General features: G+C 61.0%; 14 protein-coding genes and 1 tRNA gene. 8 read left to right on the plus strand and 7 right to left on the minus strand.

All coding sequences use genetic code 11. The annotated features are described in order from the left end of the window. The first annotated feature begins 222 nt into the window (after positions 1–222). The 5 genes from glmM (at position 223) to serA (ending at position 6,307) form a co-directional block, all read left to right on the plus strand. Entirely contained in the window at positions 223–1,575 is a 1,353-nt protein-coding gene (gene glmM / locus MOV76_RS18220) for a phosphoglucosamine mutase (RefSeq protein ID WP_018068990.1), read from the plus strand. A 307-nt stretch (positions 1,576–1,882) separates the two neighbouring features. Next, positions 1,883–2,122 (plus strand): hypothetical protein, encoded by a 240-nt coding sequence (locus tag MOV76_RS18225; protein WP_018243432.1) that lies wholly within the window; start codon positions 1,883–1,885, stop codon positions 2,120–2,122. A gap of 300 nt (positions 2,123–2,422) precedes the next feature. Then, complete coding sequence (locus tag MOV76_RS18230; protein WP_032980655.1) at positions 2,423–3,259, plus strand: outer membrane protein; 837 nt, start codon at positions 2,423–2,425, stop codon at positions 3,257–3,259. Between the two features lie 190 nt (positions 3,260–3,449). Beyond that, positions 3,450–4,628 (plus strand): phosphoserine transaminase, encoded by a 1,179-nt coding sequence (locus MOV76_RS18235; RefSeq protein WP_247265024.1) that lies wholly within the window; start codon positions 3,450–3,452, stop codon positions 4,626–4,628. 83 nt (positions 4,629–4,711) lie between these two features. Beyond that, positions 4,712–6,307, plus strand: a complete 1,596-nt coding sequence (gene serA / locus MOV76_RS18240; RefSeq protein WP_003542699.1) for a phosphoglycerate dehydrogenase — start codon at positions 4,712–4,714, stop codon at positions 6,305–6,307. Positions 6,308–6,464: 157 nt separating this feature from the next. On the opposite strand, the gene MOV76_RS18245 is transcribed toward serA, so the two are convergent. Further along, complete coding sequence (locus MOV76_RS18245) at positions 6,465–6,728, minus strand: hypothetical protein (RefSeq protein WP_018068984.1); 264 nt, start codon at positions 6,726–6,728, stop codon at positions 6,465–6,467. 163 nt (positions 6,729–6,891) lie between these two features. Here MOV76_RS18245 and MOV76_RS18250 point away from each other — a divergent pair, with 163 nt between their 5' ends. The 3 genes from MOV76_RS18250 to MOV76_RS18260 all read left to right on the plus strand — a co-directional run bounded on the left by MOV76_RS18250 (position 6,892) and on the right by MOV76_RS18260 (position 10,906). Beyond that, on the plus strand, positions 6,892–9,045 hold the full coding sequence (locus MOV76_RS18250) for a bifunctional diguanylate cyclase/phosphodiesterase (RefSeq protein ID WP_247265025.1): 2,154 nt from the start codon (positions 6,892–6,894) through the stop codon (positions 9,043–9,045). A 449-nt stretch (positions 9,046–9,494) separates the two neighbouring features. Then, positions 9,495–10,694, plus strand: coding sequence for a tRNA 2-thiouridine(34) synthase MnmA (mnmA, locus tag MOV76_RS18255; RefSeq protein ID WP_247265026.1), 1,200 nt, complete (start codon positions 9,495–9,497; stop codon positions 10,692–10,694). Positions 10,695–10,829: 135 nt separating this feature from the next. Continuing rightward, positions 10,830–10,906: transfer RNA gene (locus MOV76_RS18260), tRNA-Met, on the plus strand. A gap of 445 nt (positions 10,907–11,351) precedes the next feature. Here MOV76_RS18260 and MOV76_RS18265 read toward each other — a convergent pair. The 6 genes from MOV76_RS18265 to MOV76_RS18290 form a co-directional block, all read right to left on the minus strand. Further along, positions 11,352–12,185 carry a VCBS domain-containing protein gene (locus MOV76_RS18265; RefSeq protein ID WP_018243426.1) on the minus strand — a complete coding sequence of 278 codons (834 nt, stop codon included), beginning with the start codon at positions 12,183–12,185 and terminating at the stop codon, positions 11,352–11,354. A gap of 407 nt (positions 12,186–12,592) precedes the next feature. Further along, positions 12,593–13,309 carry an ABC transporter ATP-binding protein gene (locus MOV76_RS18270; protein WP_247265027.1) on the minus strand — a complete coding sequence of 239 codons (717 nt, stop codon included), beginning with the start codon at positions 13,307–13,309 and terminating at the stop codon, positions 12,593–12,595. Next, positions 13,290–14,054: an ABC transporter ATP-binding protein gene (locus tag MOV76_RS18275; RefSeq protein WP_247265028.1), complete on the minus strand. Its 765-nt coding sequence runs from the start codon at positions 14,052–14,054 to the stop codon at positions 13,290–13,292. Before MOV76_RS18275 ends, MOV76_RS18270 begins: the two co-directional genes overlap by 20 nt. Beyond that, positions 14,051–15,055, minus strand: coding sequence for a branched-chain amino acid ABC transporter permease (locus MOV76_RS18280; RefSeq protein WP_247265029.1), 1,005 nt, complete (start codon positions 15,053–15,055; stop codon positions 14,051–14,053). Before MOV76_RS18280 ends, MOV76_RS18275 begins: the two co-directional genes overlap by 4 nt. Before the next feature lies 1 nt (position 15,056). After that, complete coding sequence (locus MOV76_RS18285) at positions 15,057–15,920, minus strand: branched-chain amino acid ABC transporter permease (protein WP_247265038.1); 864 nt, start codon at positions 15,918–15,920, stop codon at positions 15,057–15,059. Between the two features lie 103 nt (positions 15,921–16,023). Beyond that, on the minus strand, positions 16,024–17,196 hold the full coding sequence (locus MOV76_RS18290; protein WP_247265030.1) for an ABC transporter substrate-binding protein: 1,173 nt from the start codon (positions 17,194–17,196) through the stop codon (positions 16,024–16,026). Between the last annotated feature and the right edge of the window lie 11 nt (positions 17,197–17,207).

A 17,207-nucleotide genomic window follows, 5' to 3' on the forward strand; every position in this document is an offset into this window, starting at 1 on the left:
CAAGGCCGGATTTCCGAAGTGGGGGATCCGGCCTTTTCTATTGGTAACGGGATATAATCATTTTTCTTGCTAATTTACGTGCTGATCGCCGCATTTTGTGGCATTCCGCTGAATTGAGGCAAGCATGAATCACGCTCGTGGATTGACGACGTTCCACTGAAGCCGGATTCGCTTGGAACGGTGCGCTGTCTTGAATGGCGCGCGGAAAGCGCAGGAGTGCAGATGAAAAGACGCTATTTCGGTACGGACGGCATTCGTGGCCAATCCAACGTCTTCCCGATGACGCCGGATCTCGCCATGCGGGTCGGCATTGCCGCCGGCACGATCTTCCGCCGTGGCAACCATCGCCATCGCGTCGTTATCGGCAAGGATACGCGCCTTTCCGGCTATATGCTTGAGAACGCCATGGTCGCGGGCTTCACGGCTGCCGGCCTCGACGCCTTCATTCTCGGCCCGATCCCGACACCAGCTGTTGCCATGCTGACGCGCTCGCTGCGCGCCGATCTCGGCGTGATGATCTCGGCGTCGCACAATCCTTACGAGGATAACGGCATCAAGCTCTTCGGCCCTGACGGTTACAAGCTGTCCGACGACATCGAGGCCGAGATCGAGGATCTGCTCGAAAAGGATCTGAATGCGCAGCTTGCCAAATCCGATGATATCGGCCGCGCCAAGCGCGTCGACGGGGTGCATGACCGCTATATCGAACATGCCAAGCGCACGCTGCCGCGCGACGTGACGCTGCAGGGTCTGAGGATCGCGATCGATTGCGCCAATGGTGCTGCCTACAAGGTGGCACCCGCCGTGCTCTGGGAGCTTGGCGCCGAGGTCGTCACCATCGGCAACGAGCCGAATGGCACCAACATCAATCTCAATTGCGGCTCCACCAGCCCCGTCGCGCTGCAGAAGAAGGTCGACGAGGTGCGCGCCGATATCGGCATCGCGCTCGATGGCGATGCCGACCGCGTCATCATCGTCGATGAAAACGGCTCGATCGTCGACGGTGACCAGCTGATGGCCGTTATCGCCGAGAGCTGGGCCGAGAGCCAGCAACTGCGCGGCAACGGTATCGTCGCCACCGTCATGTCCAATCTCGGCCTCGAGCGCTTCCTCGACGAGCGCGGCATGGCGCTTGCCCGTACGCGGGTCGGTGACCGCTACGTCGTCGAGCATATGCGCCAGCACAATTACAATGTCGGCGGCGAGCAGTCCGGCCATATCGTGCTTTCGGATTACGGCACGACCGGCGACGGTCTCGTCGCAGCGCTGCAGATCCTGGCCGCGGTCAAGCGCACCGGCCGGACCGTCAGCGAGGTCTGCCGTCGCTTCGAGCCGGTGCCGCAGCTCCTGCGCAATGTCCGCATCAGTGGCGGCAAGCCGCTGGAGGATATCCAGGTGCAGAAGGCGATCGCCGATGCCGAAGCCGAACTGGCCAGGAACGGCCGCCTCGTCATCCGCCCTTCGGGCACCGAGCCGCTGATCCGCGTCATGGCCGAGGGCGACGACCGCGCCCAGATCGAGCGCATCGTCAACGAGCTGATCGGCACGATCTCGAACGTCCGGACCGCCGCCTGATTTTTTAGGGACGAAATTTCAAAAGCCGGTACGTAGGTGCCGGCTTTTTCGCTGTTGGCGCCTTCGGTTCGAAGATCCACTCCGGATGGACTTCCCGCCGAAACCGTTTCCGCCCTTCCGAAGACAACATGTCAATGAATTGCCAGCTTGGCTTCCGGTAGGGAGCAAGCGTCGGCAACTGCACCATGTCGGGCGCGGTGAACACTGAGGCGGCGTCCGCGGAAGTCTGCCGATATCTTTGGCGACAGCGCTGTCAACCGCCACACGCGGATGCTACACGGCGGCGTTTGCATTCAAAGGAAATATCATGAAAAAATTGGTGCGCCTGCTGCTGACGATCGCTCTCGCATTCGTCGTCTTTACTGGTTTCCGGTGGTATCGCTACATCAGCAACACCGACAGCCCTTACGATGAAATCGGCATCACGCTCAACAATGCCATGCCAGGCCCGATCAATGCCTGGGGCTGTGCTCAGCTGAAAACGACCTTTGGCACCTCCTTGCCACCGTACGGCTGCGCCGCCGAAAACGCGACGCAATGGAAGTAACAGCAGGATTCGCCGAGTGGAGCAGCCGATCCATCTGACGGCGAAGGAAACCGACTTAACCATTTGACAGCAGCGGACTTCATGGCGTTGCAGCTGGCGGTCTCCGGCAAGTGCGGCGGCTGCCAGCCTTCGGCCGACCTTCATCACCATGTCGAGGAACTTGCTGCCAATCTTTCTCTTAACGTTTCTTCCTATTTATAGTTAAGCAGCTTTTAACGTTTCCCATTCATTATCCATACGAAGCGTACCAGATTGGCAGCGACTGAGCCTGCCGACGCAACGGATTTTGGAGTGGGATCCATGAAAAGAAGCTTGTCCGGCATCTTCGCCGCATTGTTGATCGCGACAAACGCCTATTCCGCGGACCTCGCCCCTGCCGAGCCTATCCCGGAGCAGCCGCCTGAGGTGACGGTCACCGAAGCGACCGGCTGGTACCTGCGCGGCGATGTCGGCTATGCCTTCACTGATCTGCGCGGCGCCCGCTATTTCCAGGGCAGCAACGCAACGGAAGTCGATTTCGACGACGCCGATCTGGATGATGCATGGACCATCGGCGGCGGTGTCGGTTATCAGATCAACAGCTATCTGCGCACCGATCTGACCTTCGACTATCTCACCCAGGCGGATTTCAAGGGCTCGACAGTCGGGCAGTGCGGCTTTCCTCTGGTGGACTGCACCTCGAGCGACCGCTCCTCGCTGACAGCCTATACGCTGCTCGCCAACGCCTATGTCGATCTCGGCACCTACGGCTACGTCACGCCTTATGTCGGCGCCGGTATCGGTGGTTCCTATGTGAAATGGAAGAACCTGCGCAACGTCGCCTGCGCCGATGACGGCAGCTTCTGCGACGACCAGGTCACCCACGGCGGCAAGGGCAACTGGCGCTTCACCTACGCCCTCATGGCCGGCGCTTCGATCGACGTGACCTGCAACATCAAGGCCGATGTCGGCTACCGTTACCTGCATATCGATGGCGGCAACATGTTCGGCTATGCCGAAAATGGCGGCCCGGGCCGCGACAAGGGTCTCAGCGCCCACGAAGCTCGCGTCGGCGCCCGTTATCTCTTCGGCGGCTGCGCCCAGGCGAGCTATGAACCACCGCCGGAAATCCCGCTGCAGCAGCCTGTCTACAAGTAAATTTGATCGCCTGACACCAAAAGCCGCCCCCAACCGGGCGGCTTTTTGCATTGTGGCCGCCCTACCGCCCTGCGTCAAAATATGTTCCGCCCGCGACACTTCGATCTTGACTATGACGTGTCGGATCCATACACACGGCGGCGGGACACCCTTCCCCAACGAAGGGCTTTCTATCTGAGAGGATAGCATCATGGCGAAGACCGCAAAGCCGGACATCCGTCCGCACAATACCCATTTCTCTTCTGGCCCTTGCTCGAAGCGCCCCGGTTGGTCGCTCGAAGCCCTTTCCGACGCGGCCCTTGGCCGTTCGCACCGCGCGAAGGTCGGCAAGGCCAAGCTCAAGCAGGCCATCGACCTTACCCGTGAAATTCTTGAAGTGCCGGCGGATTACCGCATCGGCATCGTTCCGGCGTCCGACACCGGGGCCGTCGAAATGGCGCTCTGGTCGCTGCTCGGCGAACGTGGCGTCGACATGCTCGCCTGGGAAAGCTTCGGCGCCGGCTGGGTCACCGATGTCGTCAAGCAGCTGAAGCTCAAGGATGTGCGCAAGCTCGAAGCCGGTTACGGCGAGCTTCCCGATCTCTCCGCCGTCGATTTCGACCGCGACGTCGTCTTCACCTGGAACGGCACAACCTCGGGCGTGCGCGTTCCGAATGCCGATTTCATCCCGGCCGACCGCAAGGGCCTGACGATCTGCGACGCCACTTCGGCGGCTTTCGCACAGGAACTCGATTTCGCCAAGCTCGATGTCGTCACCTTCTCCTGGCAGAAGGTTCTGGGCGGCGAGGGTGCGCACGGCGTCATCATTCTTTCGCCGCGCGCCGTCGAGCGTCTGGTCACCTACACGCCGGCCTGGCCGCTGCCGAAAATCTTCCGCATGACCTCGGGCGGCAAGCTGACGGAAGGCATCTTCCAGGGCGAGACGATCAACACGCCGTCGATGCTCTGCGTCGAGGACTATATCGATGCGCTTGTCTGGGCCAAGCAACTCGGCGGCCTCAAGGGGCTGATCGCGCGTGCCGATGCCAATGCCAAGGTCATCCACGATTTCGTTGCGGCAAACGACTGGATCGCCAATCTCGCCGTCAAGGCGGAAACGGCCTCCAACACCTCCGTTTGCCTGAAGATCGTCGACAAGGACATCGCAGCCCTCGATGACGACGGCCAGGCGAATTTCGCCAAGGGTCTGGTCGGCCTCCTGGAAAAGGAAGGTGTCGCCTATGACGTCGGCCATTACCGCGACGCGCCGCCCGGCCTGCGCATCTGGGCCGGCGCCACGATCGAGGCATCCGACATGCAGAAGCTGATGCCCTGGCTTTCCTGGGCCTTCGAGACGCAGAAGGCGCAGCTTAATCAGGCTGCCGCCTGAGGTGATCGCATCCGGCTCCGCCATAGGGCGGAGCCCAGCATTCCTGATTCATTCATCGCTGAACACTTTTGAAGGAGGCCCTCATGGCACCTCGCGTGCTCGTATCCGACGAATTGTCGGAAACCGCCGTCCAGATCTTCCGCGACCGCGGCGTCGAAGTCGATTTCGAACCGCAGCTCGGCAAGGACAAAGACCGTCTGCTCGAAGTCATCGGCAAGTATGATGGCCTGGCCATCCGCTCTGCCACCAAGGTGACGGAAAAGATCATCGAGGGGGCTACGAACCTCAAGGTCGTCGGCCGTGCCGGCATCGGCGTCGACAATGTCGATATCCCGGCCGCCTCGCGCCGCGGGATCATCGTCATGAACACGCCCTTCGGCAACTCGATCACGACAGCCGAACACGCGATCGCGCTGATGTTCGCCGTCGCCCGCCAGCTTCCGGCAGCCGATACCTCGACGCAGGCCGGCAAGTGGGAGAAGTCGAAGTTCATGGGCGTCGAGATCACCGGCAAGACGCTCGGCGTCATCGGCGCCGGCAATATCGGCTCGATCGTCTGTGCCCGCGCCATCGGCCTCAAGATGCACGTCGTCGCTTACGATCCGTTCCTGTCCAAGGAGCGCGCCGAGGAGATGGGCGTCACCAAAGTCGAACTTGAAGAGCTTTTCGCCAGGGCCGATTTCATCACGCTGCATGTGCCGATGACCGACAAGACGCGCGGCATCCTCAACAAGGAAGCGCTGGCAAAGACCAAGCCCGGCGTGCGCATCATCAACTGCGCCCGCGGTGGCCTGGTCGATGAGGCAGCGCTTGCCGAAGCAATCAAGTCGGGCCATGTCGCGGGTGCCGCCTTCGACGTGTTCGAGGTCGAGCCCGCCAAGGAAAGCCCGCTCTTCGGCCTGCCGAACGTCGTCTGCACGCCGCATCTCGGTGCCTCGACGACCGAGGCGCAGGAGAACGTCGCTTTGCAGGTGGCCGAACAGATGGCGGACTACCTCGTCAATGGTGCAGTCTCCAACGCCATCAACATGCCGTCGATCACGGCGGAGGAAGCGCCGATCCTGAAGCCCTTCATCCGCCTTGCCGATGTTCTCGGCGCCTTCGTCGGCCAGGTCACCGAAGAGCCGATCAAGGAAATCGAAATCCTCTATGACGGCATCACCGCCAACATGAACACGCGGGCGCTGACAAGTGCTGTTCTCGCCGGCCTCATCCGTCCGCAGGTCGCCGACGTCAACATGGTTTCGGCGCCGATCATGATCAAGGAAAAGGGCATCGTGCTTTCCGAGGTCAAGCGCGACAAAACCGGCGTCTTCGACGGCTACATCAAGTTGACGGTGACGACCGAAAGCATGACGCGCTCGGTCGCCGGCACGGTGTTTTCGGACGGCAAGCCGCGCTTCATCCAGATCAAGGGTATCAACCTCGATGCCGATGTCGGCTCGCACATGATTTACATCACCAATACCGACGTTCCCGGCATGATCGGCTTCATCGGCACGACGCTTGGTGCTGCCGGCGTCAACATCGCCAACTTCCAGCTCGGCCGTGACAAGCAGGGCGGCGACGCCATCGCGCTGCTCTATGTCGACGGCAAGGTTGATGACGCCGTGCTTGCTGAGTTGACCGCCCACCAGGCGGTTCGCCAGGCAAAGCCGCTGACCTTCAATATCGACTGAGTTTTTCCTCCCGAGGAAATGAAAAACCCGGCGCTGGAAACGGCGCCGGGTTTTTTCGTGTCAGGAATCGATGAATCTTAAAGCGCGTCGCGCTTTAAATCTTTTTTTGATGCATGTCGCGGTCCCAAAACCGATGCACACTTTTGGGCGGCATGCATTAGTGGTGCCGGCGTTTGCGGCGGAGGATTTTGCCGAAACGGGCGACATCGTCTTCAGCCTTCGTGCGGTGAAGGAAGGCGAGCCTGCTGCCGTCGAGGCCCTGAAAGAATTCGTCCCAGGAAATCTCTTCCGGTTCCGAGGAAAAATCGACGCGGACGGTTTCGCTGTCCGGTGCGTTCTTGATTCGGGCGGGATGGCCTCCGCGCGCCTCGATCCAATGTCTGATTCTGCTGTAATCCGTCGTCGTGCCGAACCTGCCCATGAAACCCTCCTCAGCAATTCGAATGCGACATCGATCACCCGCAACGCACGATCGACGTAATTGTTCCAGGACGCCCAAATTATTTTATCGAGAGCCGAGATCGTGACAGCAGGCCGCCGCTTTGCACATTCTGAAGGCGGAAGCCTAAAGTTTAACCCTAAGTATGATTCTGATTTTATTTAACTTTTCTCGGTATATCCCTGGCATCGGCATCAACCGCACGCGAATTTCCATGGCCCCCTTGCAGAAGCCCGAGCAGACCGAAGCATTAAACGACGACTTCCGGTCATTGTTTGCAACGCATCCGTCGCCGATGTGGGTCTATGATCCGGCATCGCTGCGCTTTCTTATCGTCAACGAGGCGGCGGCAGCACTTTACGGCTACGGCGCGGACGAATACCGGCGCATGACGGTTCTGGATATCCGCCCTGAGCATGAGCGGGAACGGATGGTCGACGCCGTCAGCGGCCGTACCGACATGGAAAAGGCGGAGCGTTGGGTTCACCTCAAGGCGAGTGGTGAGACCTTCGAAGTGCTGACCTATGGCCGAGAAGTGCGTTTCGAGGGCCGAGCGGCAATCCTGGCGATCGTGCAGGACCGCACCGAGGTCAATGCCGCCAGACGCCAGATCAGCGATACGCGCTCGCTTCTCGACAGCATCGTCGACAACCTCCCGGTCGGCGTCTTCGTCAAGGACATGGAAGCGGACGGGCTTTACGTTCTCTTCAACGAGGCCTGCGGCGACATTGTGGGCATGAGGGCGGAGCACGTGGTCGGCCGAACCGACCGGGCGCTGTTTCCCCCCAGTCAGACAGACGCCTTCCGCGAGCAGGATCGCCGGGCCTTCGAAGCCAATACGGCGATCAGCTTCGAGGAGAGCATGCTGCGCGCCGATGGTGTGCCGCGCCTCCTGCGCACCGTCAAGCGCGCCCTGCCGACGCCGGAGGGCCAAGCGCCGCGTTATCTGCTCGGCATCTCGCAGGACGTGACGGAGGAGCGCTCCGTCGAGGCAAAGCTTGCCCATCTCGCCATGCATGATCCGCTCACCGGCCTGCCGAACCGGGCGGCATTTTCCAAACATATCAACCGGCGGGCGGTCGAGGCGACCGCCGACAGCCCGATCGCATTGCTTTATATCGACGTCGATCACTTCAAGCATATCAACGACAGCAAGGGACATGCCGCCGGCGACGCGCTGCTTTGCCAAGTATCGGAGCGGCTGCTGCAGCTGGCGGAGGAGGGCGATCTCGTCGCCCGCCTCGGCGGCGACGAATTCGCCGTCGTACTGGAGCTCGACGAGCCGGAGCGGGCCGGGCGTTTTGCGCAACGGCTGCTCAAGGCGCTCAGCCGTGCCTTCGATCTCGACGGCGCCCGGGAGCATGTCACCTGCAGCATCGGCATCGCCTTGGCGCCGGATCATGCCGGCGACGCGGACGTGCTGATGCGGCATGCGGATCTGGCGCTCTATGCCGCCAAGGAGAGCGGGCGGTCGACCTATCGCTTCTACGAGGCGGAGATGCGGCTTGCCGCCGAGCGCCGGCACGTGATGACCGCCGAACTGTGGGAGGCGCTGGAGAAGCGCCAGTTCGAACTGCACTACCAGCCGATCGTGCAGCTCGACAATGACGGCATCGGCGGCTTCGAGGCGCTGATCCGCTGGCGCCATCCCAAGCGCGGGCTGGTGGCGCCGATGGAATTCATTCCGCTTGCCGAGGAGACCGGCCTCATTGTGCCGATCGGCGACTGGGTGATCCGGGAAGCCTGCCGCACGGCCGCCGGCTGGCCCGCGCATCTGAGGATCGCCGTTAATCTCTCCGTCAGCCAGTTTCGGCATGCGAGCCTGCTTTCGACCGTGGTCGCGGCGCTCGACGAGACGGGCCTCAATTCCGACCGGCTTGAAATCGAAATCACCGAGTCCGTATTCCTGACTGATGCCGACCAAAGCCTGCCGCGGCTGCGCGCATTGAAGGAGCTCGGTGTTCGCATCGCCATCGACGATTTCGGCACCGGTTATTCGTCGCTGAGCTATCTCAGGTCCTTCCCCTTCGACAAGATCAAGCTCGACCGTAGCTTCGTTTCGGGCATTGAGACGGATGCCGGCAATCTCGCCATCGTGCGCGCCGTCGTCGGCATCGGTTCCGGCTTCAACGCGACGACGCTGGCCGAAGGGATCGAGACGGAAGAGCAGTTGCAGAAGCTGCGCGCTGAAGGTTTCAGTGAGGTGCAGGGTTATCTGCTCGGCCGGCCGATGCCGCAGCACGAGGCAGAGGCGCTGATCCACGGCCGCGCTCTGAAGACGGCTTCGTCACGCAGATAGAGTCGTTTAAGCGACAGCTGGGAGTGGCGTCCGGGGAAATGCGTGCCGCCGGATGCCATCAAGCATTCGTCATTTTGAGAAAGGTGGGCGAAGCCGCATAATTGTCGTGGGCTGGAAAGGAGGATGTTTATGAAACGCTTTTCATTCTCGATGATCGGACTGGCGCTCGTAACCGCCATCATCGCCAATCCGGGCATTGCATTCGCCTGCAACAAGCTGATCGGCACCTGAGCCGCACCCCCCGCTTCCAAGGCGCGGCTTTGGCTGCGCCTTCTCTTCACACGGGAATGCGAAATATCGGTACCCGAAGGCTGCCCCTTGCGCCCAAGGACAATCCTTTCTATATCGATGCCTCATCGAGAGACGGCGGCCGATCCCGCCGGAGATCAGCAATCCGCCGCAATTGCAGCGCAAGGGCGGATCGTGACCGCGCAGAATTGGCACCATCGTTGAACACACTGGATTTTGACAAGAAGCCGGAAGAGACCCGTGTCGTCGTCGCCATGTCGGGCGGCGTCGATTCATCCGTTGTCGCTGGCCTTCTCAAACAGCAGGGTTACGACGTGCTCGGCATTACGCTGCAGCTTTACGATCATGGCGCCGCTGTTCACCGCGCCGGCTCCTGCTGCGCCGGCCAGGATATCGACGATGCGCGCCGCGTTTGCGAAACACTCGGCATCCCGCATTACGTGCTCGATTATGAAAAGCGATTTCGCGAGACCGTGATCAACCCGTTCGCCGAAAGCTATGTGGCGGGCGAAACGCCGATCCCTTGCGTTTCCTGCAACCAGACCGTCAAATTCGCCGATCTTCTGGCGACCGCCAAGGAGCTCGGTGCCGATGCACTGGCGACCGGCCACTATATCCGCTCGGGACCGAACCCTTCGCCCGAAAATCCCGGCCGCCGCGCGCTTTTCCGCCCTGCCGATGCCGACCGCGACCAGAGCTATTTCCTCTTCGCCACGACGCAGGAACAGATCGATTATCTCCGCTTTCCCCTGGGCGGCCTGCCGAAGGCCGAGACCCGCAGGCTCGCCGAAGAGATGGGCCTCGTCGTTGCCAAGAAGGCCGACAGCCAGGACATCTGCTTCGTGCCGCAGGGCAAATATTCGGACGTCATCACCAAGCTGAAGCCGAATGCGGCGCTCGCCGGCGAGATCGTCCATCTCGACGGCCGCGTGCTCGGCACCCATGAGGGCATTCTGCACTTCACGATCGGCCAGCGCCGCGGCATCGGCATCGCCACCGGCGAGCCGCTCTACGTCGTTTTTCTCGACGCCCGCTCGCGCCGCGTCATCGTCGGGCCGAAGGAGGCGCTGGAAACGCACCGCGTCTACTTGCGCGACGTCAACTGGCTGGGCGACGAGACGCTTGCGGAAGCCGCCTCCGGCAAGGGTTTTGCCTGCTACGCCAAGGTCCGCTCGACACGGTCGCCGGCACCCGCCGTGCTGCATATCGATGCAACAGGCACCTATGTCGATCTGACGGTCGGCGAGGCGGGCATCGCGCCCGGCCAGGCCTGCGCGCTTTATTCCGCCCCCGGCGACAACGCCCGCGTCTTCGGCGGCGGTTTCATCGAACGTTCCGAGCGCGAACCTTCGGCGGAAGCCTGCCTGAAGGTCCTCTTGGCCAGCCCGGTCGCCGCCTGAAACCGATAGGTAACGACGGCCGGCAAAGCCCACCGTTTTTCTCGATCATGCGCTTGACACAAAGCCGAAGCGCACCTTATAAGCCGCTCATCCCACGAACCGGCATCGCTTCGCGAGCGGGTATCGTTGACCAGTGGCGGAGTAGCTCAGTAGGTCAGAGCAGAGGAATCATAATCCTTGTGTCGGGGGTTCAAATCCCTCCTCCGCTACCATCTCCTTATTGCAGAATTAGCGATTTTTTCGGCTCGATTTTGAGCCGGTTCCGAAGGCCGTGGTAGCACATTGATCGCAGCGTCAAACGTCGCGGCGAGGGGACAAAAGCAGTTCGACCTCCTGCAGCATTTCCGCCAACGCCGAGGACAGGCCTATCTGTAGAGCGTCAAAAGCAATACAGGCATCTTCGTCACCCAAAGGTGGGATGCGACAGCGATAATAATAGCCCATACGGCAAGCGAGAACATGACCGCCGCTAACCTCATCCCGACTGGTTGCATCATTTCCTCCATCCCAGCATAACCGTGCCTCCTCGCACGATCCCATGCTAGCAAGACGCAACCCGGTCAGCTATCGCAAGATATTGGTATCAGATAGCCACAGCAGAGAGCGCTTGGCGAAGATGCAAAGATTTCGGCGATACGACGCCCCTTTCCCCCTCCGTCAAACGATGAAATGAAAGTTGTCGTATCGCGCGCCATAATAATCCGGGCCGCTCGTCTCTGTGATGACGGGCTCCGTGTCGAGCACGAGATAGTCGATGTCGCCGTAGGCGCTGAGATCGATCACTTGCGGGTCATGAATGCTGTCGGCGGTGACGTTGACCGTGACCAAGAATACGGTATCGCCGTTCAGCTTACCTTCGATCGTCAGAACGTTGTCATAGTCCGATGTGCCGTTTGCGACACTGAATTGCTCGATCTGAAAGTGACCGCCATCGGCGGCTTGGATGGGTGTCCAGAACACTCCGCCTGACAGATAATGGTTGCCGTCGGCTTCCTTCTGTACCGTTGCGTCGTCACCATCGTGCCAAGCACCCCAATCAAAGCCCTTGTAGCCCGTCGGGAAGTCATATTTGCCGACATCCTCGAAATTGACGAACACGTCGCCATGTTCCGGCAAGTCGACCGCGATGTTGAGCAAGCCGAAATCGGTGGCGCCTTTGCCATCCGAGATCTTGAAATTGAACTGGTCGACGAGTTGGTCTCCCGGGCCGAGCGCTGATACCACCGGGTTGGAGTGATCGAGTTCATACGTGTAGTTGCCGTTGGAATAGACGGTCAGCGTGCCGTATTTTCCCTCGACTGTGGTGGTCGTGGCGGGCCCGTTCGGATCGGCCGGTTGCGGAATGCGTTGTCCATTGACGAAGTTGAGACGCACCTGATCTCCGTCGGCATCCACCGAACTGGTATTGTCCAGGATGTTGCCGTCGATCGGGTTGTCGATGTTGAAAATAGGCTGGTATACATCACCTGCGACCGGCTTGTGGTTTGCCATTTCTACCTCCCGTGTGATTTTCTGCTCGACTATGCAACCCTATCGGGTATCTGGCAACCAAAATTGAGGGAGCGTCAGAGCAATTCCGCCCGTCAACGCCACACATTCCGGTCGATTGCAGCTCAACCGTACAAGTAAAGGGAGCGGCAAAAACGTCGATCCTGATTATGAACCAGGATTTACGTCTGATCTTACGTTGCTGCCGCTTCATCGATCATGGTGTTTCTCGCCTTTTCAGGCGATCCATCAATTCGGCCAGCGGAAAACTTTCAGGCAGGATAATAATGACAGGTCAATCATGACGTCGTCATGACGATATACTGCATGAATTGCTCGGCGCGCCAAGAGCAATCTTGAAAGCGAAAGGGGAGCAATTAGCAGAGCACGAGCTTCTGCCGATCATCCCATCAATGCAGGCCGCCGACCCCGAGCAGGCTCTCGACAGCCTCGTGATCGCTGGTGAGGCTCTGCGGCGTTCCCGTCCAGGCCAGTCTGCCGCGTTCGAGAATGACGACCTGATCGGCGAAATCGAGCGCGCTCTGGATGCGCTGTTCGACCAGCAGGATGGTCATGTCTCCTGTCTTGGCGAGGTCGGCGAAGGCAGCCATCAATTCCTCGCAGATAACGGGGGCGAGGCCTTCCAGCGGTTCGTCGAGCAACAGGACGGAGGGGCGGCCGAGAATGGTGCGGGCCGTGGAGAGCATCTGCTGCTCGCCGCCGGAGAGCTGGCTGCCGAGATTGCGGCGGCGCTCCTTCAGGCGCGGGAACATCACATAGGCTTCCTCCAGTGCCGTCTTCGGTCGCGACTTCAAGCCAACGAAAAGGTTTTCTTCGACTGTCAGCGTCGGGAAGATGCAGCGTGCCTGCGGCACATATCCGAGGCCTTTATGCGCGCGCGTGGCGCTCGGTGTTGCGCTGACATCCGAACCGCCGAGGCGGATGCTGCCCTCGTATCGCCTGGTCTGCCCGGCGAGCGTTGCGAACAGCGTGGTCTTGCCCATGCCGTTGCGGCCGAGCACGGCAAGCCGGGCGCCTGCCGGCACGGAGAAGGAAATGCCTTCGAGCACTCTTGTCGGCCCATATCCGGCCGACAGATTTTCGACCTCAAGCGATATGGCTGGCATTGGCATAGCTCCCGAGATAGGCCTCGCGCACGCGCGCATCCTTGGTGACGTCTTCAGGCAGGCCGTCGAAGATGATCGCGCCTGATGCAAGCACGATGACGCGTTTGGCAAAACGGAAGACGAGGTCCATGTCGTGTTCGATCATCAGCACGGCGAGATCGGCAGGCAGATCGGCCAGCGCCTGCTCGATGCGGCCGGTATCGCTTTGCGGCACGCCGGCTGCCGGCTCGTCGAGCAGCAGCACCTTCGGCTTCAGCGCAAGCGCTACGGCGATCTCGAGAAGCCGCTGCTGGCCATAGGCGATCTCGCTGACCTTGCGATGCATCAGCAAAGCCAGTCCGAGCTTTCCAAGGAGATCGTCGACCTCTGCCATGACGTCGGGCATACGCAGGAAATTGCCGAACATGCGCCCGGTCTTCCCGTCGCGTTGAAGGACGGCAAGTCCCACATGTTCGGCCGGCGTCATGTCCTGGAAGAGCCGCGTCACCTGAAAGGAGCGCACAAGGCCGCGTCTGACCCTTCCGATCGCGTCGACCTTCGTCACCACCTCGCCGCCGAGGCGAACCTCGCCGGAATCGGGAGAGAGATTACCGGTCACGAGGTTGACGAAGGTGGTCTTGCCGGCGCCGTTCGGGCCGATCAACGCGATGCGATCGCCTGGGGACATCGTGAGCGAGACATCATTGGTGACGGCAAGGCCGCCGAAGGCTTTCTTGAGATTGGCGACTTCGAAGACCGGGCTCATGAGCGTTGCTCCCTGCGGCGGCTAACGAAGGCTGCTGATGTGCCATAGAGACCCTTCGGCGCAAAGAGCACGACGGCGATCAGCAGCGCGCCGACCATGGTCAGCCAATGGAAGGGATTGGCGGCCGAGACATAGTCCTCGAAGAGCATGAAGATGACAGTGCCGGAGAGCGCCCCGAAGAGAGAACCGGTTCCGCCGAGCACCAGCATAACAAGCGCTTCGGCCGACTGCGTGAAAGACAGGCTGTCGAGGCCGACGACCTGTGTCGAAATCGCATTCAAGGCGCCGCCGACACCGGCAACGGCGCCGGAGAGCGCGTACATCCTGATCAGAGCTGCCTTCGGCGAAGCGCCCATGGCGCGGATGCGCAGCGGATCCTGCTTGATGGCGTGGCAGAGCATGCCGAAGGGCGAGCGGACCAGTAATCGTAGCAGCACAAAGACGATCAGCAGCAGCGCCATTCCGAAGAAGAAGGCGGTGTGACCGTAGAGATCGAATTCGAAGAGGCCGAAGACCGGGTCCGGCGCGATGCCGGAAAGTCCATCGCTGCCGCCTGTCCAAGACGAGGCCTTGTTGGCGAATTCATGGAAGAGGTTGATCAGCGCAATCGACAGCACCAGCTGCGGCAATCCATGTGCACGCAGGATGATGGCGCCGCAGAGCAGCCCGGCAAGCGCGCCGCCTGTGATGCCGGCCAGCATCATCAGCAGCGGGTCATTGATGCCGTAATGCGCCGACAGGATCCCGGCGGCATAGGCGCCGGAGCCGAAAAGGGCGGCATGGCCGAGCGTTGCGACGCCGCAATAACCGGTCACCAGATCGAGCGACAGGACGAGCAGCGCGATCGTGATCATCCGAGTCAAAAGCGCGAGATTATCGGGGAAGGCGAAGTAGCCGATCGCGGCAATGGCTATGATGACCGCTATTCCGGCGAGATCGCGGCTGAAGAATCCGCGCCGATGCTGGAGACGTTCGTTTTCGTCGTTCATGACAAGCGCCATCTTATTTTGCCCTTCCGGCAAGGCCGCGTGGGAAGACGCAGATGATTGCGATCACGGCGAGATAGAAGAAGAATTCGCCGAATTCCGGCATCAGATACCGGCCGGTCGTATCGATCGCGCCCAGCAGCAGGCAGGCAATCAGCGCGCCCGGAATGGAACCCGCGCCGCCGACGGAGACGACGACCAGGAAGGTGACCATGTAGCGCAGCGCATAATAGGGTTCGACGGGCAGGAGTTCGGCGCCGACCACGCCACCGAAGGCGGCAAGCCCGACGGCAACGGCAAAGCTCACCGCATAGATGATCTCGGTGCGCACGCCGAGTGCCGCAGCCATTGCCGCATCATCGACGGAGGCGCGCAGCTTGACGCCGAAGCTGGTCCTGTCGATCGCGAACCAGAGGGTGAGCGCCACTGCCAGGCCGCAGAGGATGACGAAAAGCCGGTGAACGGGAATGGTGCGAAAGCCGAGATCGGCCGATCCCTGCAGCGCACCGGCAAGCGGGATGGTCTTCAGCGTCGGCCCCATCATATAATTGGCGATGCCGATGACGCAGAAGGTGATGCCGATCGTCATCAGCACCTGGGTCAGTTCCGGCGCACCGTAGATCCGGCGGAAGAGAAAACGCTCGATCGGAATGGCGACGATGATGGTGATGACAACGGCGGCGATGACTGCCGTGGCATAACCAAGGCCGAGGTCGCGGGCGACATAGGAGGCGATATAGCCGCCGATCATCGCGAAAGCGCCGTGAGCGAGGTTAACGACACGCATCAGCCCCATGGTCACCGAAAGGCCGATTGATATGACGAAGAGCACCATGCCATAGGCAAAGGCATCGACGGCTATGCTGAAGACTGTCTGCATGGACATACCTTGCTTCGATGCGACGGGCTTCGGGCAGCTCCGGAGAGATCGGAAGTCTGCCCGAAGCATTACCCAAGCCCGTCGCATGCCGTGATGCTCGATGTTACTTGACGGCCGCCAGGCCGGGATCGCCCTGCTTTTCGAAGGTCTGAACCTCCTTGTTGATGTAGGTCCCGTCATCGGCCTTGGTGACTTCGCGCAGATAGATGTTCTGCGTGATGTGGCGGCTTTCGGGATCGATCGAAACCGGGCCGCGCGGGCTGGTCCAGGCAAGGCCCTTGACCGCATCGACGGCCTTTTCAGCATCCTGCTTGCCGCCCGTCGCCTCGATCATCTTGTAGATGACATACATGCCGTCATAGGCGCTGACCGCGGGGAAGGAGAGTTCGGCCTTGTTGCCGATCGCTTTGGTCGCCGCCTCGACGAAAGCCTTGTTCTCCGGAGAATCGTGCGACACGGCATAGTGGAAGGTCGTCTGGATGCCGAGTGCCGCATCGCCGAGCGCCGGCAGATCGGATTCCTGGGTCAGATCGCCCGGCGCGAAGAACTTGATGCCGGCCGTCTTCAGGCCATTGTCGTTGTAAGCCTTGACGAAGCCGAGCGTCGTCGGACCCGACGGCAGGAAGGCGAAGACGCCCTCGGCGCCGGAATCCTTGATGCGCTGCATGATCGGGCTGAAATCGTTGGTCGCAAGCGGCATGCGGATTGCCTCGACCACCTGACCGCCGGCCTTTTCGAAGCCGGCCTTGAAGGCGTTCTCTGCATCGATGCCGGGGCCGTAATCGCTGACGACCGAAATCACCTTCTTGACGCCGGCGTCGAAGGCGACCTTGGCGATCGGCGTCGAGGTCTGCCAGGTGGTAAACGAGGTGCGGACGACAAGCGGGCTCTTGGTGACGATCGCCGAGGTGGCGGCGTTCATGATGACCATCGGCACATTGCCCTGCTTCAGGATCGGCGTCACCGCCATCGCATCGGGGGTGAAATAGAAGCCGGCCAGATACTGGACCTTCTCCTTGACGATCAGTTCCTGCGCCAGGGCCTTGGATTGGGCGGGATCAGCCTGCGGCACGTCGCGATAGACGATCTCGACCGTGTCGCTGCCGACCTTGTTACCGTTGACCGCCATATAGGCGTCGATGCCGGCCTTGAAGTTCTTGCCTTGCAGCGCGAACGGACCGGAGAACGGGCCGATGACGCCGACCTTGATGGTGTCTGCATAGGCCGTGCCGCTGAGCACGGCGGCCGCAACGGCGGCCAGAAATAGCTTCTTCATTCTCTCTCTCC

Origin of the sequence: Rhizobium sp. PRIMUS64, assembly GCF_023006465.1 — a bacterium.
Classification (GTDB): Bacteria; Pseudomonadota; Alphaproteobacteria; order Rhizobiales; family Rhizobiaceae; genus Rhizobium; species Rhizobium leguminosarum.